The 21,734-nt window shown below is 67.4% G+C and carries 23 protein-coding genes and 1 pseudogene; 11 read left to right on the top strand and 13 right to left on the bottom strand.

What is annotated here, in order from left to right:
* Positions 1-338: 338 nt before the first annotated feature.
* The gene (locus tag C461_RS05455; protein ID WP_007999332.1) at positions 339-767 is read right to left on the bottom strand and encodes a universal stress protein; all 429 of its coding nucleotides are present in this window, start codon (positions 765-767) and stop codon (positions 339-341) included.
* A 151-nt stretch (positions 768-918) separates the two neighbouring features.
* On the opposite strand from C461_RS05455, the gene C461_RS05450 reads away from it, so the two are divergent.
* The 3 genes from C461_RS05450 (at position 919) to C461_RS05440 (ending at position 3,448) form a co-directional block, all read left to right on the top strand.
* Complete coding sequence (locus C461_RS05450; RefSeq protein WP_007999331.1) at positions 919-1,788, top strand: SMP-30/gluconolactonase/LRE family protein; 870 nt, start codon at positions 919-921, stop codon at positions 1,786-1,788.
* Positions 1,789-1,872: 84 nt separating this feature from the next.
* Positions 1,873-3,126 (top strand): AGE family epimerase/isomerase, encoded by a 1,254-nt coding sequence (locus C461_RS05445; RefSeq protein WP_007999330.1) that lies wholly within the window; start codon positions 1,873-1,875, stop codon positions 3,124-3,126.
* A 46-nt stretch (positions 3,127-3,172) separates the two neighbouring features.
* Entirely contained in the window at positions 3,173-3,448 is a 276-nt protein-coding gene (locus C461_RS05440) for a transcriptional regulator (protein WP_007999329.1), read from the top strand.
* Positions 3,449-3,453: 5 nt separating this feature from the next.
* On the opposite strand, the gene C461_RS16055 is transcribed toward C461_RS05440, so the two are convergent.
* The 5 genes from C461_RS16055 to C461_RS05420 form a co-directional block, all read right to left on the bottom strand.
* Positions 3,454-3,789 carry an HNH endonuclease gene (locus C461_RS16055; RefSeq protein ID WP_239639092.1) on the bottom strand — a complete coding sequence of 112 codons (336 nt, stop codon included), beginning with the start codon at positions 3,787-3,789 and terminating at the stop codon, positions 3,454-3,456.
* 548 nt (positions 3,790-4,337) lie between these two features.
* Positions 4,338-5,015 carry a type 1 glutamine amidotransferase domain-containing protein gene (locus C461_RS05435; RefSeq protein WP_007999327.1) on the bottom strand — a complete coding sequence of 226 codons (678 nt, stop codon included), beginning with the start codon at positions 5,013-5,015 and terminating at the stop codon, positions 4,338-4,340.
* 359 nt (positions 5,016-5,374) lie between these two features.
* Positions 5,375-5,944, bottom strand: coding sequence for a hypoxanthine/guanine phosphoribosyltransferase (gene hpt, locus C461_RS05430; RefSeq protein ID WP_007999325.1), 570 nt, complete (start codon positions 5,942-5,944; stop codon positions 5,375-5,377).
* 100 nt (positions 5,945-6,044) lie between these two features.
* Positions 6,045-6,824 (bottom strand): enoyl-CoA hydratase/isomerase family protein, encoded by a 780-nt coding sequence (locus tag C461_RS05425; RefSeq protein ID WP_007999323.1) that lies wholly within the window; start codon positions 6,822-6,824, stop codon positions 6,045-6,047.
* A gap of 94 nt (positions 6,825-6,918) precedes the next feature.
* A complete protein-coding gene (locus C461_RS05420; protein ID WP_007999321.1) occupies positions 6,919-7,140 on the bottom strand; it encodes a hypothetical protein in 222 nt (73 codons plus the stop codon).
* 120 nt (positions 7,141-7,260) lie between these two features.
* Between C461_RS05420 and aroC the strand changes: the two genes are divergently transcribed.
* On the top strand, positions 7,261-8,448 hold the full coding sequence (gene aroC, locus C461_RS05415; RefSeq protein WP_007999319.1) for a chorismate synthase: 1,188 nt from the start codon (positions 7,261-7,263) through the stop codon (positions 8,446-8,448).
* A 27-nt stretch (positions 8,449-8,475) separates the two neighbouring features.
* On the opposite strand, the gene C461_RS05410 is transcribed toward aroC, so the two are convergent.
* The 3 genes from C461_RS05410 to C461_RS05400 form a co-directional block, all read right to left on the bottom strand.
* Positions 8,476-8,685 carry a hypothetical protein gene (locus C461_RS05410; protein ID WP_007999318.1) on the bottom strand — a complete coding sequence of 70 codons (210 nt, stop codon included), beginning with the start codon at positions 8,683-8,685 and terminating at the stop codon, positions 8,476-8,478.
* A gap of 51 nt (positions 8,686-8,736) precedes the next feature.
* The gene (locus tag C461_RS05405; protein ID WP_007999316.1) at positions 8,737-9,696 is read right to left on the bottom strand and encodes a ZIP family metal transporter; all 960 of its coding nucleotides are present in this window, start codon (positions 9,694-9,696) and stop codon (positions 8,737-8,739) included.
* Positions 9,697-9,842: 146 nt separating this feature from the next.
* The gene (locus C461_RS05400) at positions 9,843-10,391 is read right to left on the bottom strand and encodes a TIGR04206 family protein (RefSeq protein ID WP_049906362.1); all 549 of its coding nucleotides are present in this window, start codon (positions 10,389-10,391) and stop codon (positions 9,843-9,845) included.
* A gap of 155 nt (positions 10,392-10,546) precedes the next feature.
* On the opposite strand from C461_RS05400, the gene aglM reads away from it, so the two are divergent.
* From aglM to C461_RS05380, 4 genes are all read left to right on the top strand, one after another.
* Entirely contained in the window at positions 10,547-11,866 is a 1,320-nt protein-coding gene (gene aglM / locus C461_RS05395) for a UDP-glucose 6-dehydrogenase AglM (protein ID WP_007999312.1), read from the top strand.
* Positions 11,867-11,947: 81 nt separating this feature from the next.
* Positions 11,948-12,820, top strand: coding sequence for a DUF7847 domain-containing protein (locus C461_RS05390; protein ID WP_007999310.1), 873 nt, complete (start codon positions 11,948-11,950; stop codon positions 12,818-12,820).
* A gap of 64 nt (positions 12,821-12,884) precedes the next feature.
* On the top strand, positions 12,885-13,952 hold the full coding sequence (locus C461_RS05385; protein WP_049906327.1) for a M48 family metalloprotease: 1,068 nt from the start codon (positions 12,885-12,887) through the stop codon (positions 13,950-13,952).
* Positions 13,949-15,400, top strand: a complete 1,452-nt coding sequence (locus tag C461_RS05380) for an outer membrane protein assembly factor BamB family protein (protein WP_007999308.1) — start codon at positions 13,949-13,951, stop codon at positions 15,398-15,400. Before C461_RS05385 ends, C461_RS05380 begins: the two co-directional genes overlap by 4 nt.
* Before the next feature lie 119 nt (positions 15,401-15,519).
* On the opposite strand, the gene C461_RS05375 is transcribed toward C461_RS05380, so the two are convergent.
* Positions 15,520-16,866, bottom strand: a complete 1,347-nt coding sequence (locus C461_RS05375) for an alkaline phosphatase family protein (RefSeq protein ID WP_007999307.1) — start codon at positions 16,864-16,866, stop codon at positions 15,520-15,522.
* 189 nt (positions 16,867-17,055) lie between these two features.
* Here C461_RS05375 and C461_RS05370 point away from each other — a divergent pair, with 189 nt between their 5' ends.
* The gene (locus C461_RS05370) at positions 17,056-18,027 is read left to right on the top strand and encodes a phosphoadenosine phosphosulfate reductase family protein (RefSeq protein ID WP_007999306.1); all 972 of its coding nucleotides are present in this window, start codon (positions 17,056-17,058) and stop codon (positions 18,025-18,027) included.
* Positions 18,028-18,185: 158 nt separating this feature from the next.
* Here the strand turns inward: C461_RS05370 and C461_RS16165 are convergent, their stop codons facing one another.
* Entirely contained in the window at positions 18,186-18,314 is a 129-nt protein-coding gene (locus tag C461_RS16165; protein ID WP_275039108.1) for a hypothetical protein, read from the bottom strand.
* 244 nt (positions 18,315-18,558) lie between these two features.
* On the opposite strand from C461_RS16165, the gene C461_RS05365 reads away from it, so the two are divergent.
* Complete coding sequence (locus tag C461_RS05365; RefSeq protein ID WP_007999305.1) at positions 18,559-18,813, top strand: hypothetical protein; 255 nt, start codon at positions 18,559-18,561, stop codon at positions 18,811-18,813.
* Positions 18,814-19,223: 410 nt separating this feature from the next.
* Positions 19,224-19,404 (top strand): annotated as a pseudogene (locus tag C461_RS16280) (cell division control protein Cdc6); the annotation flags it as partial.
* 457 nt (positions 19,405-19,861) lie between these two features.
* Here the strand turns inward: C461_RS16280 and C461_RS05360 are convergent.
* Together C461_RS05360 and aglF are read right to left on the bottom strand one after the other, a co-directional pair.
* Positions 19,862-20,779: an NAD-dependent epimerase/dehydratase family protein gene (locus C461_RS05360; RefSeq protein WP_007999304.1), complete on the bottom strand. Its 918-nt coding sequence runs from the start codon at positions 20,777-20,779 to the stop codon at positions 19,862-19,864.
* Between the two features lie 100 nt (positions 20,780-20,879).
* Positions 20,880-21,659, bottom strand: a complete 780-nt coding sequence (gene aglF, locus C461_RS05355; RefSeq protein ID WP_007999303.1) for a UTP--glucose-1-phosphate uridylyltransferase AglF — start codon at positions 21,657-21,659, stop codon at positions 20,880-20,882.
* Positions 21,660-21,734: the final 75 nt, after the last annotated feature.

Genomic DNA, 21,734 nt, shown 5'->3' with positions numbered 1-21,734 from the left:
GGCTGCAGGTGGGCTGCGGGAGGAATGTGACTATTCGGGTGGTATTCGACGATCTGTCGAGCGAATTCTGTGCTTTTCTGTCCGACGAAATTCCGTCCGAACGACGACTCATAAATCGCATCTCGCTATACGGAATCTGCAGCAGATCGATCGGAATCGCGTCGCTGTGCGTCACTCGCTACTACCTCCACGCTGGCCGGGGCTCTACGCCGCCGAAGCGGCAGAAACGTAATGGAGTGCTGGCGGAGGAAACGTAGTGGGGTGGCTGGCGGAGATACCGGTGACTCGTGACCGGTGCAGCCGGACGCAACAAACGGAGGCCGTCCCTCGCGGCCCGACTACCTGACGAGCGTCGTCGGCACGTCGGTCTGTCGGACGACCGCTTCTGAGACGCTGCCGAGGAGCAGACGCGAGAGGCCTTCCCGACCGTGGGTGCCGAGCACGACGTGGTCGAACCCGCCTTCCTCGGTGTACTCGACGAGTCGGCGGTCCGTCTCCCCCAGCAGGAACGTGACCGAGAGGTCCCGACCGTCGGCGACCTCGCGGATCGACTCGAACACCGCCTGGGCGGCTTCGTCGCCGACGCCGTCGAGGTCGTCGAGGGCGGCGTCGTACACCTCGCTCGTGTCGGCCGGAAGCATGTCTATCTCCGGGTACGCGACGTGTACGACGGTGATCTCGGCCTCGGGGAACGTGTCGAGCGCGAACGCGAGCGCTTCGCGGCTCAGCGGCGAGTCGTCCATCGCGACGAGAACGGTGTCGACCATATTCGGAGTTCGTCGGGCGGTGATATCAAACCGGGGGCGGATTCTCTCCGAGCGCTCGTGCGACCGCGACCGCGTCGACGGCGGAGCTCGAGTGGTCGGTTCGAAGCGTCGCGGGAGACACACTCAAGTATCGAGCTTCGGGAGGATCGGTATGGTTCGGACCGAACGCGTCGCGGACGAGACCGCACACACCGGCGAGGGGCCGCTGTGGCACCCGGCTGAGAAGCGGCTCTACTGGGTGGACATCCCCGCCGGTCGGCTGTACCGCTACGACCCCGAGTCGGGGACGAACGAGGTCGCCTACGAGACGGACGGCGAGCCGCTCGGCGGGTACACGATCGAGGCCGACGGCGCGCTCTTGCTCTTTACTCACGGCGCGATCGAACGGCTGGTTCCCGGCGAGTCCGAGACGACGCTCGTCGCGGCGGTCGACACCGACACCCGGTTCAACGACGTGATCGCCGACCCGGAAGGGCGGGTATTCGCGGGGACGATGCCGGGCGAGGACGCGCTCGGCGACCTCTACCGGGTCGATACGGACGGCTCCGTCCGCGTCGTCGACGAGGGATTCGACATTCCGAACGGAATGGGCTTTTCCGGCGACGGCTCCACGTTCTACCTCACCGAGTCGGAGGCGCGCCGGATCTACGCGTACGGCTACGACTACGCGACCGGCGAGATCTCGAACCGTCGCACCTTCGTCGAGACGCCCTCCGGGGACGGGGTGCCGGACGGGATGACCGTCGACGCCGACGATCACGTCTGGTCCGCGCGCTGGGACGGCGGACGGGCCGTCCGCTACGATCCGACCGGTCAGCCGGTCGGCGAGATCGAACTGCCGGCGCGGAAGGTCTCCTCGGTCACCTTCGCCGGCCCGTCGTGTGACGTGTTGTACCTGACGACGGCGCTGACCGACGGCGACCGAGCGGTCGAGGGCGACGGCGCGGGGTCGCTCTTCAGGGCGACCGGACTCGCGACGGGCGGGCGATCGGAGTTCCGCTCGCGGATCGCCGTGGAGTGAGCCGGCGCGGTCATTCTCGGGCAGTCCATCGCGACGCCCGCCGGGAGCGACGCCGTTTTTTCCCGGCGGCGAGCACCTCGCGGTATGGCCCCACACGATCCCGAGGCGTATCGGGGGCGGTTCCTGTCGACGCTCAGGCTCCAGTACCCGGACGCGGTCGACGCGCAGGGCGGCGGCTACCGGCTGCTTCACCCGGAGACCGGTGACCACTACACCGGCGAGCACCGCCACCTCGTCGCGACCTGCCGGTCGATCGCCAACTTCGCGGCGGGGGCGATCGCCGACGGTCCCGACTGGTGTCTCGACGCCGCCGAACACGGGCTGGAATTCCTCGAATCGGCACACCGTGCGGGCGATGATGGCGAGGGCTCCCCGCCGGCGACCGACGGGTATCATCTCGTCGTCGACGCCGACGGGGAGCCGGTCGATCGGACGCGGTCGGCGTACGGCCACGCGTTCGTGTTGCTCGCGTACGCGCGCGCCGCGGACGCCGGCGTCGACGGCGCCGCGGACGGGCTGGCGGCGACCGTCGACCTCCTCGACGAGCGCTTCCACGACGGGACCGGGTGTCTCCGGAGCGACTGCGACCCGGACTGGAGCGAGCGGGAGCCGTACCGCGGGCAGAACGCGAACATGCACGCGTGCGAGGCCTACCTCGCGGCCTACGAGGCGACCGGGGACGAGGAGTATCTCGCCCGCGCGCACCGGATCGCCGCACGGATCACGGTCGACCTCGCGTCGGCGACGGACGGGTTGCTGTGGGAGCACTACACCGCCGACTGGGACCACGACTTCGCGTACAACGCCGACGAGCCGCGACACCAGTTCCGCCCGCCGGGGTACCAGCCGGGCCACCACGTCGAGTGGGCGAAGTTCTGCGCGCTGCTCGACCGGTACGACGCCGCGGTCCCCGCGGCGCTGACGGGCGAAGACGGCGATTTCGGAGGGGACGGCTGGTACGGTCGCGCCGTCGAACTGTTCGACGCCGCGGTCGACCTCGGCTGGACCGACGGCGGGTTCGCGTACACGGTCGAGGCCGACGGCGAGCCCATCGTCGGCGACCGCTACGGCTGGACGCTCGCGGAGGGGATCGGCGCGGCGGCGGCGCTCGCGGAGCGCGCGCGTGATCGCGGCGACGAGGACGCGGCGGCGCGGTTCGCCGACCGACACCGGCGGTTCGTCGGGCACGTCGACGCCTATCGCGGCCCTGCCGGGCTCTGGTACGAGAAGCTCTCGGCCGCAGACCAGACGCCGACGGCGCCCGATCCGCCGGGCGTCGAGCCCGACTACCACCCGGCGAGCGCGTTCTTCGAGAGCTGGCGCTCCGGGCGAGTATAAGTACCCCCGCCGTCGCCGTTTTATCCCTCCTCGACCAATTCGGCGTATGGAGACGACCCGCCAGCGGATCGCCGAGGCGCTCCGCGAGGAGCCGGCGACCGCGAGCGACCTCGGGGAGTCGCTGTCGCTGCCGACGCCCGTCGTGTACGACCACTTGACGCACGTTTCACGATCCGTCGACGGCGACGGCGAGTTCCTCGTCGCGCCGCCGACCTGCCGCGACTGCGGCTTCGACCGCTTCGACGACCCCGTCAACGAGCCGTCGCGGTGTCCGGAGTGTAAAAGCGAGCGGATCGAGGAGCCGGCGTTCGTGATCCGGTAACAGAGCTAGAAATCAGCGATTTCGTGGTTATGATATCGTAGATGTTCTGTATCAATCTCGTGGTCCTGCCGGGTGTTTAGCGTTGTTCCGTCCACGGCGTTATCATATGCGTGGGCGATCCGTCCGGTGTCAGGGTCGACAGAGAGCATGCCGTAGTCAAAATCGGCGTGATGGTTTGGACACACGACGATAAGATTTGAACGAGCATCCGGACCGTCGTGCGGAGATCCAAGCGGCCGAATGTGGTGGGCCTCGGCATACTTATCACCTGGCGACTGCTGACGGACATCCCCACAGACTTGGCATTCACACCTGTATTCCTCCTTGAGTTGAGTGGACATCTGCGTGTCGCGGATCACCCGTGATCGAGTCGTTTCAGCCCGTCTCGGTGGCGAAATGTCCGAGGCATGTGAAGACTGATCCACTCTATCCTTCGTGTGATACGTTAGCGTAAATTCAAACACACGCCGCCCACCTCGCCGAACCCGTTCGTAATCCAGAACCTCAACCGGACCACGATACTCCCAGGCGTCAGCGTTGGTTGGTTTATAAAAGAAGAATATCGGTAGCGGTGCTGTCTTTGCTTCCGCAAGGTATCGATTACCGGCTTTTAATTCCTGATCCCCGCTTTGACCCTCTCCCACGTACGTGAATTCATCTCCACTGAGGCTATCTGCGTATGGGCCATCGCCGCGCGCAAAGAGTCGGAGATATCTTCGATCGTCCGAGTCGTAACAGATCTCAATTCCTCTGCCAGTCAAACCACGATCAAAAGCCGACTGTAGGCCGTCAGACGTGTATGTCTCACCAACCTCCAGATCGACATCCGAGAGTCTCACGGCAGAAACTCACAGCCACAATAAAAATAGCTGACGTGTGTGTGCCAGAATTACAGATCGTCCAGCAGCGTCGCCGCCGCGTCGGCCGAGGACTCCGGTCCGCGGGCGGTGATGAGGTCGCCGTCGACGGTGACGCTGGTGTCGGCGTCGAGCTCGGCGTCCCAGTCGGCGCCGGCGAGGACGACCTCGTCTTCGACCCAGTACGGGAGCTTCCGGCCGTCCGGCATCAGGTCGTGCTCGTCGACGATGCCCTCTTCCCACTCGTTCGGGAAGCCGGTGACCGAGCGGCTCTCGACGAGGGGCGTCCCGTCGGCCTCGCGCGTGAACCCGAGAATACCGGCCGCGTGACAGACGACGAGCGCGACGCCCTCGTCGCCGGCGACGGCGTCGAGCAGCAGCTGGCGGGCGTGTCGGTCCTGATTCACGTCCCAGACGGTGCCGTGGCCGCCGGGGAACACGACCGCGTCGTAGCCGTCGGCGTCGACCGTCGCGATCGGCTCCGGATCGTTGAGCTTCGGGTGCGTCTCGTCGATCTCGCGGAGCTCTGCGGCCCGTTCTTCCCCGCCCGCGGCCTCCGGCTCGAGCGACCGTTCGTCGACGACCGGCGGAGAGCCCGACGGCGTCGCGATCGTCACGTCGACGTCCGCCGCTTCGAGCGTCGTCAGCGGCTCGATGCACTCTTCGGCCCAGTACCCCTCCTCGCTCACGACAAATAGCGCGCTACTCATGTGTACCCGTTCATTCGGGCCCCCGACGGAAAAGGGACCCGCGCCCGGCAGCGACGAGGGCGGGCGCGGGGTTTATAAACCCGATAGCCGCAGCCGCGGCGGCGGCGCGCCTCCGAGCGGCCGGTTTATAACCGGCCGCGAGGAGCCCGCGAGGGAGGCGGCGGTTCGGCGCGGCTCCGCCCGCGCCGGGCCGTCCGCCGAGGCTGGGGAGGCGTGAGGTGCTGAGTGATGCAGGAGCGCGGAGTTGTGCGGGTGCAGTGTGCGGAGTTGTGCGAGACGCGGCCGAGGCTATAGGCACTCGCCCGGTACAGCCGCCAGCGACACCGTTTATAAAGAAACAGCCGATGCGTCGGACCGCGCTAGTCGTCGCCCTGCGCGTCGACGATGACGACTTCGCCGTCCTCGACGGTGACGTTGATCAGCGTCTTCACGTTGTAGTCGGTCTGGTCGAGTTCGTTCTCGCCGGCCTTCTTGATCACGGCGACGACGTCGACGACGTCCGCGCCGACCTCGTTGGTGAGCGCGTCGAGGATCGCCTTCATCGTGCCGCCCGTCGAGAGCACGTCGTCGAGCACGAGGACGCGGTCGCCCTCCTCGACGTCGTTGATGTACATCTCCGACTCCGAGTAGCCCGTCTCCTGGAACAGCGGCACCTCGCCGTCGAGGCCGTACTGCCGCTTGCGGATGACGACGAGCGGGATGTCCGTCATCAGCGAGAGCGCGGTGGAGATGTGGATACCCATCGCCGCGGGCGTGACGATCTTGTCGACGTTCTCCAGCTCCGCCTTCCGGATGATCCGGATGACGATCTCCCGGAGGAGCTCCGGTTTGAGCATGGGAACGCCGTCGCTGATCGGGTGGACGAAGTACTGGTACTCGCCTTTCTCGATGATCGGCGCGTCGAGGAGCGACTGCCGCAACTGGTCCATGTCGCCGGTACTCGGGCGCATTAATAAAGCGTGGCGATTGGACGGCACCGTGGACCCCGGTGGCACGGAGCGCGACGGTTCGACGCCGACCGACCGTCGGCTACTCGAAGTCGGGCTCGCGCTTTTCGAGGAACGCCGTCATCCCCTCGCGCTGGTCGTGCGTGCCGAAGAGGCCGGACCACGCGCGGCGCTCCAACGCGAGCCCGCCGCGTTGGGTGCCGTCGTGGACCGCGTTCAGCGCCTCCTTGGCTGCGCGAGTCGCGTACGCCGGCTTCGCGGCCAGCTCCCCCGCCAACTCCTCGATCCGGTCGTCGAACGCGTCGTCGGCGACCACCTCGCCGACGAACCCGATCTCGGCGGCCTCCGTCGCGTCGATCCGCTCGCCGAGGAAGACGAGCCGCTTCGCGGTCTCGTCGCCGACGAGTCGGGAGAGCCGCTGGGTCCCGCCCCACCCCGGGATGATGCCGAGGTCGATTTCGGTCTGGCCGAGCACGGCGCCCTCGGCGGCGACCCGGAGGTCACAGGCCAGCGCCAGTTCGCAGCCGCCGCCGAACGCGTACCCGTCGATCGCGGCGACCGTCGGGGCCGGGAACGACTCGATCGCGTCCGCGACGCGATGGCCCAGTTCGGCGTACGCCTGCGCCTCCGGCGTCGACAGCTCGACCATGTAGGAGATGTCCGCGCCCGCGACGAACGCGTCGTCTCCCGCGCCGGCCAGCACGAGCGCGCGGGCGCCCGCCGCCTCCGCTTCGGACAGGGCCTCCTCGATCGCTTCGAGCGTGTCGACGGTGAGCGCGTTGAGCTGTTCGGGGCGGTCGACGGTGAGCGTCGCGACGTCGCTCTCGGCGTCGACGTCGAGTCTGATCGTGTCCCACGACATACGGGCCCGTCTCGCGGGGACGTGAAAACCGTTCGCCAGCCGGAACCGTCGCGGTCGTCAGCCGGAACCGCGACGGTCGAGAAGCGACGCGCGTTCAGATCTCCTCGCGGCTGTCGATCTCGGTGTAGATGAACCACGCGATCGCGTAGACCCCGACGAACAGCAGGTACCCGACGACGAGCCCGGCGAGTTGGCGATCACCGAGCCCGTCCGGAAGCGTCGTCGAGAGGATCGCCAGCGCGGCGACGAACACGACGAGCGAGAACAGTCCCGAGAGGGCGTACACGCCGAGATCGGAGGTGAGGCGTTCGCGCACGACTCCACTATCGCGGTCCGTTTATAAACTACCACCGGTCGCGGCGGCGGAGTGGCCGCCGTCGAGGTGGCCGTTTGCGCGGATTGCAACCACTATATATCCTCGGCCACACGGACGCGTATGAACGGGAACCGGTTCGGTCGGCTCTTCCAGCTGACGACCTACGGCGAGAGCCACGGCGACGCGATGGGCGTGACGGTCTCCGGCGTGCCCGCCGGTGTCGAACTCGACGAGGACGCTATCCAAGCGCAGCTCGACCGGCGCAAGCCGGGGCAGTCGATGATCACGACCTCTCGGGGCGAGCCCGACGAAGTCGTCGTCAACTCCGGCGTGCAGGACGGGTACACCACCGGCACGCCCATCGGCATGGTGATCCAGAACAAGGACGCGCGATCGGGGAAGTACGAGCCGTACGTCACCGCGCCCCGACCCTCTCACGGCGACTACACCTACTCCGCGAAGTTCGGCACGCGCAACTGGGGCGGCGGCGGGCGCTCCTCGGCGCGCGAGACGGTGAACTGGGTCGCCGCCGGCGCCGTCGCCGAGCAGGTGCTCGACGCCTCCGACTACGACGTCGAGATCAAAGCGCACGTCAACCGCATCGGCGACGTCGAGGCCGACGACGTGAGCTTCGAACAGCTGCTCGCGAACAGCGAGGAGAATGACGTGCGGTGTGCCGACCCCGACACGGCCGCGGAGATGCAGACGCTCATCGAGGAGTACCAAGAGCAGGGCGACTCCATCGGCGGGTCCATCTACTTCGAGTGCCGGGGCGTCCCACGCGGGCTCGGCGCGCCGCGGTTCGACAGCTTCCCCGCCCGACTCGGGCAGGCATTGTTCGCCATCCCGGCGACGACGGGCGTCGAGTACGGGCTCGGCAGAGACGCGAGCGACGTGACCGGCAGCGAGCGCAACGAGGACTGGACGTTCGACGACGGCGAGTCGTTCGACCACGTCGAGAGCGAGGAGGGCGACCCGGTGCCCGTCGGCAACGACCACGGCGGGCTTCAGGGCGGGATCACGACCGGCGAGCCGATCTACGGCGAGGCGACGTGGCACGCGCCCACCTCGATCCCGAAGAAGCAGCGCTCCGCCGACTGGGAGACGGGCGAGGAGAAGGACGTGCAGGTCGTCGGCCGGCACGACCCCGTCCTGCCGCCGCGGGCCGTCCCCGTCGTCGAGGCGATGCTGTACTGCACCGTCCTCGACTTCATGCTGCTCGCCGGTCGGATCAACCCCGACCGCGTCGACAACAGCCCGGGGCAGTACGACACCGACTATCACCCGAGCAGTCCGGACAACCAGTAGCGGCCGAGGGCCGTCCGGTCCGTCTCCTCACTCCTCCGGCGACCACTCGCAAGCGTTCCCCGCGGTGAGGTTCTCCTCGTCGACGTGCGCCGCGAGGCAGGCGTAGTTACAGAAGTACGCGGGCGAGCCGCAGCTCTCCTCGCAGTCGCGCACGCAGATCGGGTCGTGCTCGAAGATCCGCGAGCCGCAGTAGGCGCACGTCTCGTCGGCATCGGGCGTCGACACGGTCGTAGACATGTCCGGACGCAGGACGTGCCGGGTTGAAAAGCCGTTGCGGTTCTGTGCGACTCACACCACGACGAGTTCGTCGACGACGACCAGCAGCACGAACCCGAACAGGAACGCGAGCGTCGCCGCGTCCGCGTGCCCGTGTCCGTGCGAGGAGGGGATCAGCTCGCGGAAGACGACCGCGAGCATCGCGCCGGCGGCGAAACCGGACGCGATCGGGAACAGTCCGGCGGCGATCGAGACGAGCGAGAAGCCGAAGACGGACGCGACGACCTGCGGCACGACGCCCGAGAGCGTGGTGTACCAGAGCACCCGCAGGTTCGACATGCCGGTCTCCGCCATCGGCACGGCGAACGCGAAGCCGTCGGGGACGTTCTGGAGGCCGATCACGACCGCGAGCAGCAGCGCGACCTCCTCTAACCCCGACGCGAAGGCGACACCGATCGCCAACCCCTCGGGAGCGTTGTGGAGGGTGATCGCTCCGCCGATGAGCAGCGCCTTCCGGAGCGCCGACTCCGGCTCGTCGATGGATGCGGTCGGGTCGCCGAGCGACGTGGGCGGCGTCGCGTCTCCGCCGTCGGTATCGGCGCTGTTTCCGTGAGTGTCCCCCGTCTCGGCGTCGGCGCTCGCGGCGGCCATCGCGACGGGATCCGTGGGGTCTGTGGGATCCGCGGAATCCGCGGGATCCCCCATCGACGCGACGTCCGCGCCCGTCGCCCCGCCGTCCGGGAGCCACTCGCGGTACTGCGCGTGGAGGTGCGGGATCGCGTAGTTACCGCCCAGCAGCGCGAGGCCGCCGACGAGCAGCCCCGTCATCACGGCGGTCAGCGTTCCTTCCTCCATGCCGGGCAGGATGAGCCCGAAGACGCTGGCGGCGACCATCAGCCCGGCCGCGAGCCCCAGCGCGGCGTCGTAGGTCCGGTGCGTGACGCGGGCGCGGACGAAAACGGGAAGCGCCCCGAGTCCGGTCGCAACCCCCGCGACGCTGCTGACGGTTAGCACCCCGGCGAGGTCGGTCATGGCGCGTGGTTCCGCCCGGACGTATATAAAAACGGCCGACTCCCGGTCGTCGAACGCACCGGCTCACATCCTCGGCTCATACCGCCGACCCGCTCCCTCTACCCTCCGGTCCGAACAGGCTGTCCGGACCGTCGATATGGGCCGTTTCACCGCTCGACGATCCCGCGCAGATCCGCTCGGTACGCCGCGGCGACGACCGCCAGCGTCGCCAGCGCACCGACGGGAATCACGGCGAGCCAGCCCGTGGTGGTCCCGACGCCGAGTCGCGTCGCGAGTCCGACCGAGACCCACAGGCTCGCGGCCGCGGCCAGCGCGAGCAGCCCGCCGGTGACGCGTCGGTCCTCCCGACCGAGCACGACGCCGCCGACCGCGCTCGCGACCGCGAGGAGGTGAAAGCCGATCGCGAGCGGCCACGCGCGTATCGACGGCGGGAGCGACCCGAACGCCCGCGGCTGATCGAGAAAGTACGCCCAGACGGGGTATCCGCCGATGCCGGCACCAGCGTCGGGCGCGGCCGTGTTGAAGAACCCCCAGAGGCTCACTATCGTGAGATCCCCGTCGACGGGGACGATCGCCATCGGCACCGCGAGCAGCCCGACCACCAGGACCCAGTCTCGCCCGCCGGCGCCCGCGGTCGACGGCGAGTCGCTCGCCTCCCCGTCTCGGTCGCTCCCGCGCGGCGGCCGCTTTGACATGACGACGAGTCGGTCGCGCACGGATAAGTATGATCTGGGCCGCGCGTGGCGGCGACCCGACTGCGGTGCCCCTGCGGCGCGACCCGACTGCGGTGCCTCCGCGAGCGAACGACCGACGCATAACACTCTTTGAGTCGGGAAGCGCTTGCTCCGATATGCGAGTCACCGTCGTCGGCAGCGGGTACGTCGGAACGACCCTCGCGGCCTGCCTTGCGGACGCGGGCCACGACGTCACCGCCGTCGACATCGACCCGGGCGTGGTCGCGGCCCTGAACGACGGCCACGCGGCGATCCACGAACCGGGCCTCGACGACCTGCTGGCCGAGCACGCGGGCGAGCGCCTCCGCGCGACGACCGAGTACGACGGCATCCCCGACGCCGACGTGACGTTCCTCGCGATCGGCACCCCTTCGCGCGAGGACGGGAGCATCGATCTCGGGCCGCTCACCGCGGCCGCCGAGATGACGGGCGAGGCGCTGGCGGAAGCGGGAGCTACCACCGCGAACGCCGACGGTGACGACCGCCACCTCGTCGTCGTCAAGAGCACGATCACGCCCCCGGCCGTCGGCGAGATCCGCGAGGCGCTGGCCGCGGGCGCCGGCGACGCGGCCGACCGTGTCGAACTCGCGACGAACCCGGAGTTCCTCCGCGAGGGGACCGCCGTCGACGACTTCCAGCACCCGGACAAGCTCGTGTTCGGCACCGACTCCGACTGGGCCACCGAGCGGTTGGAAACCCTCTACGAGCCGCTGCTCGCCGCGACTGACGCCGAGGTCCCGGTCGTCCGGACCGACCCCGAGACCGCCGTGATGATCAAGTACGCGAACAACGCGTTCCTCGCGTCGAAGATTTCGCTCGCGAACGACCTCGGAAACGTCTGCAAGCGATTCGGGCTCGACGCCTACGAGGTGATGGATGCGGTCGGCCTCGACGACCGGATCAGCGCGCAGTTCCTGCGCTCGGGGGTCGGATGGGGCGGGTCGTGTTTTCCGAAAGATGTGGATGCAATCAGGGCGGCGGCCCGCGAGGCCGGCTACGAGCCCGCGCTCCTCGACGCGGCGGTCGCGGTCAACGACGGCCAGCCGGAGCGCATGCTCGAACTGCTCGACGACCACGTCGACGCCGCGGGCGAGCGCGTCGCGGTGCTCGGGCTCGCTTTTAAACCCGGCACCGACGACATCCGCAACTCCCGAGCGATCCCGATCATCGAGGGGCTGCAGGCGCGCGGCGCCGAAGTTGTCGGCTACGACCCCGTCGCGACGGCGAACACGCGCGAGCGCTTCCCGGACGTCGAGTACGCGGAGTCAGCGGCGGCGGCGCTCGACGGCGCAACGGCGGCGCTCGTCGTCACCGACTGGGACGAGTTCGCCGCGCTCGACGACGCCTTCGACGCGATGGCCGAGCCGGTCGTGATCGACGGCCGGCGGATCGTCGAGCGGCGCGAGGGGCTCGTGTACGAGGGGCTCACCTGGTGAGGGCAGGGGCGAGCGGTTCGGCCGGTGCGGGGTCGAAACCATATCCCGCGAATTTATGTAACCTGATGGGAAGGTACAGCTATGGCAGCCCTCCAAGCCCTCCGGCCCGCAGCCAGCGGCGTCGCTCGCAACCCGATCCTGATCGTCGTGACGGCGCTGTACGGTCTCACGCAGCTTCCGAATCTGCTCGTCCCGCCGACGCAGCCGTTGCTCGCGGGAGCGATATCGCTCGCCACGGTGGGGCTATTGCTCCTCGCACTCCCGTTTTTCCAAGGGGGAATCCTCGGGATGGCCAGCGAGGCGATCCACGGGAAGACGAGCCTCTCTACGCTCGTCGCCGAGGGAAAGGCGAACTACGTCTCGCTGCTGTTGGCGTACTTCGTGCTGTTGGCGATACAGCTCGTCTTCGGGCTCATCGCCTTCTTCGGCATCTTCGCGGCAGTTCTCGGGACCTCCCTCGGCGCGGCCTCGGGCGATGGCGGATCCGGCGGTGCGGCCCCCGGTGCCGCCGCGATTCCGGGTGATTTGACCACGCTCGCCGTCGTCGCCGTCCTCGGGATCGGGATCGCGCTCGCGTACCTTCTCCTCACGTTCGCCGTCCAGTTTTACGCCCACGCGATCGTCTTGGACGACCTGGAACTCGTCGCCGGGTTCCGCCGGAGCGTGGGCGTCGTCCGTGCGAACGTCCTCAGCGTGCTCGGCTACTCGCTGCTGCTTTTGATCGGCGGCCTACTTGCCGGTGTGCTCGGAGCGATGGCGTCGTTCGCCGTCGCCCCTCAGCCCTCGGGGAGCCCGATCGCCGGGGCACTTCCGTTCGAGCCCTCGATCGCAGTCGCCGCCGTCGGCGCGATCGGCTACGTCCTGCTGACCGGTGTGTTCGGCGCGTTCTACGCGACGTACTCGGTCGCGTTCTACGAGTCGATCCGACCCGAGCGGGCGGTCGACCGGCGCTGACGACGACCCGACCACGAGCCGATAGTTATACTCACAGCCACCAAACCCCGAAACCAACCACGCAATGTCGCCCTCCATCCCCGCCCCCTTCCGATCTTGGCTTCGCTCTGCTCGACTCGCTCCGGACCAACGGCTCCGCGCGCGCATGCTGATCGCCACCGGACTGGTCGTGCTGCTCCCGTTCGCGTTCGTCTACACGTTCGTGTTCCTGATCAACACCGTCGGGCTCCCGCTGTTGGAGTGGGCGGCCGAGCGCCCCTACACCGGGGAGGTGTACGTCGATCCGGTCCTGCTCGCGGTCGTCGTGCTCGGCGGGCTCGCCGTCCAGTACCGGTACGGACCGAACGCCGTCCTGCGGTCGGTCGGAGGACGGCGCGTGTCACCCGACGAGTATCCCGAACTCCACGCCGCGGTGACGCGGCTGGCCGCACAGGCCGACGTGCCGAAGCCCGACGTCGCGGTGGCGCGGACGCAGCTCCCGAACGCGTTCGCCGTCGGGACGCCGGGTGACGGCGCCGTCGTGGTCACGACCGCGCTCTTGGAGCGCCTGGACGAGGACGAGCGCGACGCCGTGCTCGCCCACGAGCTCGCGCATCTGAAAAACCGCGATGCGAGCCTCATGACCGTCGCGTGGGTGCTCCCGACGATCACCTACCTCCTCGCCGTCCTCGCCTTCTACGTCCTGTACGGGCTGGTTCAGCTGCTCAGGTTCGGCGGCGGATCGGGCGGCGACCGCGACGGGCGAGCGCTCGCGGTCGGGGTCGTCGTGATCTCCGTCAGCGCGCTCCTCACGCTCACCGTCTCGGCCATGTTCTGGGCCGGGAGCGTCCTGATCCACCGCGTGCTCTCGCGGTACCGCGAGTACGCCGCCGATCGCGCGGCCGCGGAGATCACCGGCTCGCCGGCGGCGCTGGCGAGCGCGCTGGAGACGCTCGACGAGTCGATGCCGGAGGTGCCGGAGCGGGACCTCCGCGAGTTCGACGGGGGCGCGGAGGCGCTGTACATCGCGCCCTTGGAGAGCCGCGCGTTCGGCGACGAGGAACTCGTGAGCACGGACGTGTTCCCGGAGACGCACCCGCCGACCCGCGACCGGATCGCGCGGCTCCGCGAACTGGCGGGTGAGACGGCGTGAGAGAGACCGGACGCCCGAAGGTCTCGCGGCGCCGGCTCCTCGCCGGCGCGGCGACCGGCCTCGTCGGCGGTCTCGCCGGCTGCGGCTACCGACCCGGCGGCGGTGACTTGGCGTGGGAGGAGTCGCTCGGAAGCGGCGGACTCCTGAGGACCGGGACGCCGCGGTTCACGACCACCGACGACCGACTGTTCGCGGTCCGGAACCAGTCGGGCCGGACGTTCGATTTCGAGTCTGAGACGTGGCAAGAGGTCGAGAACGCGACCGTGACTGCGGTCGACCGCGACGGGACCACGCTCCTCGACGTGGAGACCGAGCGGCAGGCGGTCGCCCCGCCGGCCGTCACCGAGGGGTCAGTGTTCGTTCCCGTCGAGAGAGGTCGAGTCACCGCGATCGACCGCGACGCGGCGGAGATCGACCCGAACGAGGCGCGGACCACCACTGACGGGGGAGAGTCCGACGCGACCGTGGGCGACGAGATCCGGTGGCGGGTAGACGAGATCACGGCAGACGACGGCGAGTCGGGGGAATCGGCGGACGATAGCGAGTCGGGGGAATCGGCGGACGATAGCGAGTCGGGAGAATCGGCGGACGATAGCGAGTCGGGAGAATCGGCGGACGACGGCGAGTCGGGAGAGTCAGAGGGGCCACCGGAAATAGATGGCGTCCGCGCGAGCGATCGGCTCGTCGCCGTCATCGGAGCGACGGATTTCGTCGTTCTCGACGCCGAAACGGGCGAGCGCGCGTTCGAGGTCACGGAGGCGTGGGCCGAACTCGACGACGTCGGACTCGGTGCCGACGCGGATCGCGTCGCCGTCGACGGCGAGGACGTCTGGGTCGTGGTCGAAGGCACCGAATCCGACGCCGGGTCCGAAGACGTCCCCTCCGTCGTCGTTCGGTTCGGTCCGAGCGGGGAGAGACGGGCTGAACGCCCGATCTCCGACGGGGTCGACTGGCTGGTCGTCGTCGACGGGACGGTCGTCCTCGGCAACGCCGGTCGGGGGTCGTCGGTGACCGGGTACGACCGCGACCTCGATCGGCAGTTCACGTTGGAGGTGCCGACGCCGGCCGACCCGCCACCGGTCGTCGAAGGGGACGGCGGCGACACCGCGAGCCGCGTCTACCTCACCCGGTCCGGAACGGTTCGGGCGGTCGACGTCACCGCCGGGGAAATCGCGTGGGAACGGTCCGGCGTGCCCGTCAACCGGGGATTCGCGGTCGACGCCGACGGGATCTACGCGGTCAGCTCTCGGGCGCGAGGACAGTCGATCATCGCCGTCGGCGCCGACGGAGCGGATCGGTGGACTGCGCCGCTTCCCGCCGACGTCACTGTCGACGATCTGTTCGCGGTCGCCGACCGCTTAGTCGTCGTCGACGACGACGAACTGTACGGTCTCCACGCGACGCCGGGCGAGCGGTGGTCGCTACTCGGAGCGGTACGGCGGTGGTGAAGGTCGTTTGATACGGCGTCGGTGAAGTCGGACTGTGCGGTGGCGGTGATCCTCGGGAGATGCGGCGGCGGTGATAATCGGTAGCTGCGCCGACGATGAACGTCGGTGCGCGTCTGCAATTAGGCGTCTAGGAGACTTTCGCCGTCGAAGTCGGCGTCGCGCTCGACGTCCATCAGGTCGAGGATCGTCGGGGTCACGTCGAAGAGGTTCGAGCCCTCGACGTCGAGGTCGGGGTCGGTGGCGTACAGCAGTGAGTTCTCGAACTTGTGCATCCCGTTGCGGGGGCCCTCGGTGAAGACGGCCTTCTTCCCGCCGAAGCCGGCCTTCAGGTCGAAGCCGTCCGCCGGGATGACGACGAGGTCGGGCGCGATCTCGTCGTGGTCGCCGTCGAAGACGGTCTCGCCTTTGACGACCCGCTTGCACACCTGTCGGCCGTCGGGACCGGTGAGCGATTCGAGGTCGGCGGCGAGCTCCTCGCGGACGGCCTCGTACTCCGACTCGGAAACGACGCCCTCGGGCTCGCGGCCCTCGAGGTTAATGTAAAAGCGGCCGGGGATGAGCGAGTACGCCCGCGTGTCGTCGTCGATGTCCGCCAGCGAGTCGTGATCCTCGTCGTCGTAGGAGAGCCAGCCCTCGTCGGCGAGCCACTGGTTGCAGTTCACCTCCCACTCCAGTTCGGTGAACCCGTGGTCGGAGGCGACGATCAAGGTGGTGTCCTCGTCGAGCGAGTCGCGGATCTCGCCGATGTACTCGTCGAGGGCGCGGTAGAACTCGAGGAAGTCGTCCTTGTACTCGCCGTCGTTCGCGTAGTCGCCGAACAGGAAGTGGTTCACCCGATCGGTGCTCATGAAGACGCCGAAAAAGAGGTCCCAGTCGTCGGCGTCGAGGTAGTGGCTGAACACGTCGTACCGGGCGTCGAGGGTCGCGTGCGCGTTCTCGATGAACTCGGTCTTGTCGTCGTCGTGACCCAGCTTGGCGTTCACGTCGATCCGGTAGTCGCGGTCTTCGAGGACCCGCTGGACTTCGGCGTCGCTCGACGCCTGCTCGATCGACGGCGAGAGGAACCCGGACACCTGCCGCTGGATCCGCGTCGACGGCGGGAACGTCACGGGGACGTTGAGCACGGTCGCGTCGCGGCCGTCGTCGGTGACGCGGTCCCACAGGCGGGTCGCCTTCACGTGGCTGCCCATCGGCACGTACGTCTCGTAGGAGTCGATCTCGCGGTCCTGGAAGCCGTAGACGCCGGTCGCGCCCGGGTTGCGGCCGGTGGTGAGGCTCGGCCAACACGCGCTCGACTCGGGGGGCACGATGCTTTCCAGCCGGCCGGAAGACCCGGTCTCGGCGATCGCCGTCAGGTTCTCGAAGACGTCGGGGTGGTCTTGGACGAGGTCGTACGGTACGCCGTCGATGCCGAGGAAGACGACGCGCTCGTCGTCGTCGCCGCGTAACCGATCAAATAATCCCATGCGTGAGACGTCCGGGCGAGGCGCCATATTCTTTCTGTTCGAAATGTTTATTTTGTTTTTGTTTGGCGACGGGTCGAGTGGGCGCGTTGACGATGATCGGGGCAGAACCCGAGTCTCGGGGCCGTTGAGACGGTTTAACACGGACCACACCCGAAGGCATTTAGGCCTTCGCGGTGACATATTTGCCACATGAGTGAGGATTTCCCGGCGAGCGTCGACGTCGACTACACCGACGGCGAGGGCGAGGACCCCTCCGACTATCCGTCGCTCCAGCACAAAATCGAGAAAGCGATCGAGGTAACCCGCCAGGGCCTCGAACAGTACGAGAACCCCGCCGTCATGTGGACCGGCGGCAAAGACTCCACGCTGACGCTGTACTTCATCAACCAGGTGGCCGAACAGTTCGGCTACGAGAAGCCGACCGCCGTCTTCATCGACCACTTCCAGCACTTCGACGACATCACGGATTTCGTCGAGCGCTGGGCCGACGAGTGGGACATCGACCTCGTGTACGCGCGCAACGAGGACGTTGGCGCGTACGTCGAGGAACACGGGCTGGAGCCGGGCGACGACATCCCGATCTCGGCGCTGAACGAGCAGAACCAGCACCACGTCCGCGACATCCTCGAGTACGAGGAGGACACCTTCCCGTTCCTGCTCGACACGTACGTCGGCAACCACCTGCTGAAGACGGTCGCGCTCAACAACGCCTTAGAGGCGTACGACATCGACGGCGTCATCTCGGGCGTCCGGTGGGACGAACAGGAGGCGCGCGCCGACGAGACGTTCTTCTCGCCGCGACACGACCCCGACCTGTTCCCGCCGCACGACCGCATCCAGCCCATCCTGCAGTTCGCCGAGCGCGACGTGTGGGACGCGTTCTGGCAGTTCGTCGTGCCCGACAGCGTCGAGGCGTTCCCCGACGAGGGGTACGTCCCGCAGTCCGACGACGACCTCCCGGAGGGCGTCGAGCAAGACGACGTACCGATCTCGCCGAAGTACTTCGCCGGCTTCCGATCGCTCGGCAGCGAGGTCAGTACCGAAAAGACGACCGAGGAGCCCGCGTGGCTCCAGGACCTCGAGGACACGACCGAGCGCGCCGGTCGCGCGCAAGACAAAGAGGACCTGATGGAGCGGCTGCGCGACCTCGGCTACATGTAGGCGAAACCGGCCTCGTGCCGGTTCGCTGATGGTGTCGGTGGACGGTTGCGTAATTGCTGTGTGACCGATCTGCTTGAGATGGTACAGCCGATCGGCGCTCGCAGTCCGGCTGTCTCGGTTTTCGGCTGACTCGATGTTCGAGCTGCGTCGCTGTTGCGTCACGCGGATTCTTCTTGGTCGCACTCGTCCGAGAAGTGGTCCCAGATCTCCGTACAGCCGGCGCCGTCGGGGATCTCAACGAGGTGGCTTCCCGGATCGTCGGGCTCGGTCGTCTCGGGGGGACCCACACACCACTGCTGCAAGTGAAGCCGGCGCGGCAGCGTGTTCACTTGCAGCAGTGGCGTGCTCGCTACGCCTCCAGAACACGACGGGGATTGTTGAGCGCTATTGGTGTGGCGGTTCTCGATCCTTGCTCGATCACGAGGTGAGAGAGAGTACGTTTCGTCTGTCTGTTCACCCGAATACGGGCCACTGCGGGCGCCGGAGGTACGAATCGATATCCCCGATCGTTGGTACCATTTTTCCGTACTGGTGCTACGCTTCGGGCGACGGATAGCCAACGAGAACGACGAATCCCGCGAGATCGATGATGTCGGCATCCACGGCGCCGACGGCGTCCGTCGCGAGCACGACTTCCAGCGCACCCCGAACGCGCCCTGGCAAGCGCTCCTCGTCGAGCGCGAAGCCGTCGATGGTGAGATGCGCTGCGTCGGTACCGAGCAACTGCGCGAACTGCGCGTCAATGGCAAGCCCGTGACCGCGGTGTCGCTTGTCGACGCCGTCTAACTGGACCGCTGGCGGTCTCGAGAGCTTGTGATCGGGATCTCGAGTAAATGTCACCCAGCAGATCGACGTGAGCTCCCCCGAGGGCTGTGATCATGGCGAGGAGAGACTCGATGAGGAGAGCGCGACCGAGATCGAAGAAAGCGATCGGACGTAGACGAGGCAACCGTTGACTCGTAGGGGCTTGGCTCGAAGGCGAATTGTTCCCGTTCCGCGCGGTGTCCAGGAAACGATGGTGATTGTCGGTTTCCAGTTGGGTACACACGTGCGATCTGCTACCGACCAGTTGTTCGTCCCTCACCACACCTCACCCTCCCACCCCACCGCGTCGAGTGTTTTCCTTGGAGAGGCCGAGAAGGATTGAAATATTTGGCCGCGAACCCCGACCCACGAGCTCCCCCGTCCGTGTTTTCGCCGATCTCGCGATGCTCGGAATTCTCGAAAGACATGCGCGGAACGAGGGACGTGCCGGCGGCCAGTACTACGAGTACGAGTTCAACGTCTCTCTCGAACGTTATCGGCGTGGTAAGAGATTTTGAGGGCGTCGCGTTCCCCCGGGAGGTAGCCCGCACGCTCGAGGAACACTCGACATAGTGGGGTGACTCAGGGGACAGACCAGTGTGAAAACGGGGTCCGAGAGACCGGGAACACTCGACATAGTGGGGTGACTCGGGGGATAGACCAGTGTGAAAACGGGGTCCGAGAGACCGGGAACACTCGACACGATGGGGCCTCTCGAGGGCAATTGGTGTTCGAGACAGAATGATAACACTCGACGCAGTGGGGTGAACGAGCAAAGCCACCACACGCAACCGAACGTCTGCTCACGTGATATCGATACCCCTAGCGATATGGGCTCGTGTTGGAGCCCGGAATTATCTTGGAAACGCACGAGTCGATCGAGGAGCAACCGTAGTCAGTATCACCTGAAAGAACAGACGAAACGAGGGATGTGTTGCTCGTCAGCGATCCGACGACAACACTCTGACACTCAACTATCGACGACAGTTTGTCGTCGGACTCCTGATCTTCGAGGTCGACCGCTGTCAAATCACTCGTCGCGGTACGGTTGACACACCAGCTCGACGCCTTCCTCGAAGCCGATCTCGGGTTCCCAACCGGTCGCGGCGCGGAAGGCCGAGGCGTCGGCCATCGTGTCGTGGACGTAGCCGTCGAAGGGGCACTCGATGTACGCCGGGGCGATATCGGTGCCGAGCGCGTCGTTGATCATGTCGATCATCTCGTTGAACGAGTAGGCCTCCTCGGTGCCGACGTTGTAAACGCCGGTCAGCTCGTGATCGGCCGCGAGCTCGCAGGCGCGGGCCACGTCACTGACGTGGGTGAAGTCGCGCGTCTGGGTGCCGTCGCCGAACAGCTCGGGGGTCTCGCCATGGGCGATCGCGTCCGCGAACTGTGCGACCGTGTTCGCGTACTCGCCTTTGTGCTTCTCGTTGCCGCCGAAGCCCTGGTAGACGGAGAAGAAACGGAGCCCGGCCATCGCCATGTCGTGGTGGTTGGCGTAGTACTCGGCGTAGCGCTCGCGGGCGAGCTTGGAGGCCTCGTAGGCGGTGCGCGCCTCGACGGCCATGTCCACGGGCGAGGGCTCGGTGCGGCTCCCGTAGATGGAGGAGGTGGAGGCGTAGACGACGGTCTCACAGCCCTCCTCGCGGGCGCGCTCGACGGCGTTGACGAACCCCTCGACGTTGACGCGGCAGCCGCGCTGGGGATCGCTCTCGTGCATGTTCCGCGAGGAGAGCGCGGCGAGGTGGAAGAGGACGTCGACGTCGGCGGGGAAGTCGTCGTCGAGCACCGAGGCCTCCACGAACGCCACGTCGTCGTCGAGGTTCTCGGGCGTCCCGAGGTAGGTGTCGTCGACGGCGATCACGTCGTTGTTCGCGGCGAGGCGGTTCGCGAGGGTCGAGCCGATGAACCCGGCCCCGCCCGTGACGAGGACGCGCTGGTTCTGCATGGACGTGTGTCGCTTGAGAGAGAGCATTATCGCTTCGGTTTCTCGTAGTTAGGATGTAGGTCGATCCATCTCCGTAATCACCCCCCGCCGTGGTCTGACTCTACCCGTCGATGACCGCTTCGCCAGCGTCGTCATCTGCTTCCGCCTCCGCGTTTTCGTCGGCGTCGGCCAGTTCGTCGAGCCGCTCCTCGGCGCGATCGCGGTCCTCGGGGAATCCCACGTCGATCCGCCATCCGTCGAGCCGGATCGCGTCGATGGTGCGCCCGGACTGGATGAGCAGATCGATCGCGTCGGGGAGTTCGTACTCGCCACGATCCGAGGGCTGGACGAGGTGACACGCGTGAAAGATGGCGGGCGTAAACGTGTAGAACCCGGTCATCACGAGGTTGCTCGGCGGGTCGTCGGGCTTCTCGACGACCTCGGTGATCTCGCCGTACTCGTTGGTGTCCAAGACGCCGTAGCGGGAGGCCTCCTCGTAGGGGACCTCCTCGACGAGGAATGCAGCGTCGGCGCGGTCCTCTTTCTGGCGACTGGCGACGTCGCCGAGATTCCCGCGGAAGACGTTGTCGCCGAGCATGAGCATGAAGTCGCCGTCGACGTGGGGCTCGGCCTGGAGGATGGCGTGTGCGAGGCCGAGCTGCTCGCGCTGGTGCGTGTAGGTGATCGGGATACCGTCGTACTCGTCCCCGTAGCGATCGATGATCTGTTCGGCCTTGTAGCCGACGACGACGATCAGCTCCGTCGCGCCCGAGTCGATCAGGTTGTTGAAAACGTCCTCGATGAGGGGTGTGCCGTTGACCTCGACGAGGACCTTCGGCTTGTCGTCGGTGAGCGGCCGGAGGCGCGTGCCCTTGCCCGCGGCGAGTACGACTGCTTGCATGAGTGGGTGGTGACGGTCGTATGTAAAATAGGTGCGGGTGAACCGGTTACACACCAGCGGACTTTTGCCACGGGT

Source organism: Halorubrum aidingense JCM 13560 (genome assembly GCF_000336995.1).
Lineage (GTDB): Archaea > Halobacteriota > Halobacteria > Halobacteriales > Haloferacaceae > Halorubrum > Halorubrum aidingense.
Note: the sequence above shows the minus strand (reverse complement) of the source record. Positions and strands in the feature narration are given on the sequence as shown.

Coding starts and splice junctions, on each gene's coding strand:
- C461_RS05455 (WP_007999332.1), bottom strand. CDS start 767: ATGGTCGACACCGTTCTCGTCGCGATGGACGACTCGCCGCTGAGCCGC.
- C461_RS05450 (WP_007999331.1), top strand. CDS start 919: ATGGTTCGGACCGAACGCGTCGCGGACGAGACCGCACACACCGGCGAG.
- C461_RS05445 (WP_007999330.1), top strand. CDS start 1,873: ATGGCCCCACACGATCCCGAGGCGTATCGGGGGCGGTTCCTGTCGACG.
- C461_RS05440 (WP_007999329.1), top strand. CDS start 3,173: ATGGAGACGACCCGCCAGCGGATCGCCGAGGCGCTCCGCGAGGAGCCG.
- C461_RS16055 (WP_239639092.1), bottom strand. CDS start 3,789: ATGTCCACTCAACTCAAGGAGGAATACAGGTGTGAATGCCAAGTCTGT.
- C461_RS05435 (WP_007999327.1), bottom strand. CDS start 5,015: ATGAGTAGCGCGCTATTTGTCGTGAGCGAGGAGGGGTACTGGGCCGAA.
- hpt (WP_007999325.1), bottom strand. CDS start 5,944: ATGGACCAGTTGCGGCAGTCGCTCCTCGACGCGCCGATCATCGAGAAA.
- C461_RS05425 (WP_007999323.1), bottom strand. CDS start 6,824: ATGTCGTGGGACACGATCAGACTCGACGTCGACGCCGAGAGCGACGTC.
- aroC (WP_007999319.1), top strand. CDS start 7,261: ATGAACGGGAACCGGTTCGGTCGGCTCTTCCAGCTGACGACCTACGGC.
- C461_RS05410 (WP_007999318.1), bottom strand. CDS start 8,685: ATGTCTACGACCGTGTCGACGCCCGATGCCGACGAGACGTGCGCCTAC.
- C461_RS05405 (WP_007999316.1), bottom strand. CDS start 9,696: ATGACCGACCTCGCCGGGGTGCTAACCGTCAGCAGCGTCGCGGGGGTT.
- C461_RS05400 (WP_049906362.1), bottom strand. CDS start 10,391: ATGTCAAAGCGGCCGCCGCGCGGGAGCGACCGAGACGGGGAGGCGAGC.
- aglM (WP_007999312.1), top strand. CDS start 10,547: ATGCGAGTCACCGTCGTCGGCAGCGGGTACGTCGGAACGACCCTCGCG.
- C461_RS05390 (WP_007999310.1), top strand. CDS start 11,948: ATGGCAGCCCTCCAAGCCCTCCGGCCCGCAGCCAGCGGCGTCGCTCGC.
- C461_RS05385 (WP_049906327.1), top strand. CDS start 12,885: ATGTCGCCCTCCATCCCCGCCCCCTTCCGATCTTGGCTTCGCTCTGCT.
- C461_RS05375 (WP_007999307.1), bottom strand. CDS start 16,866: ATGGGATTATTTGATCGGTTACGCGGCGACGACGACGAGCGCGTCGTC.
- C461_RS05370 (WP_007999306.1), top strand. CDS start 17,056: ATGAGTGAGGATTTCCCGGCGAGCGTCGACGTCGACTACACCGACGGC.
- C461_RS05360 (WP_007999304.1), bottom strand. CDS start 20,779: ATGCAGAACCAGCGCGTCCTCGTCACGGGCGGGGCCGGGTTCATCGGC.
- aglF (WP_007999303.1), bottom strand. CDS start 21,659: ATGCAAGCAGTCGTACTCGCCGCGGGCAAGGGCACGCGCCTCCGGCCG.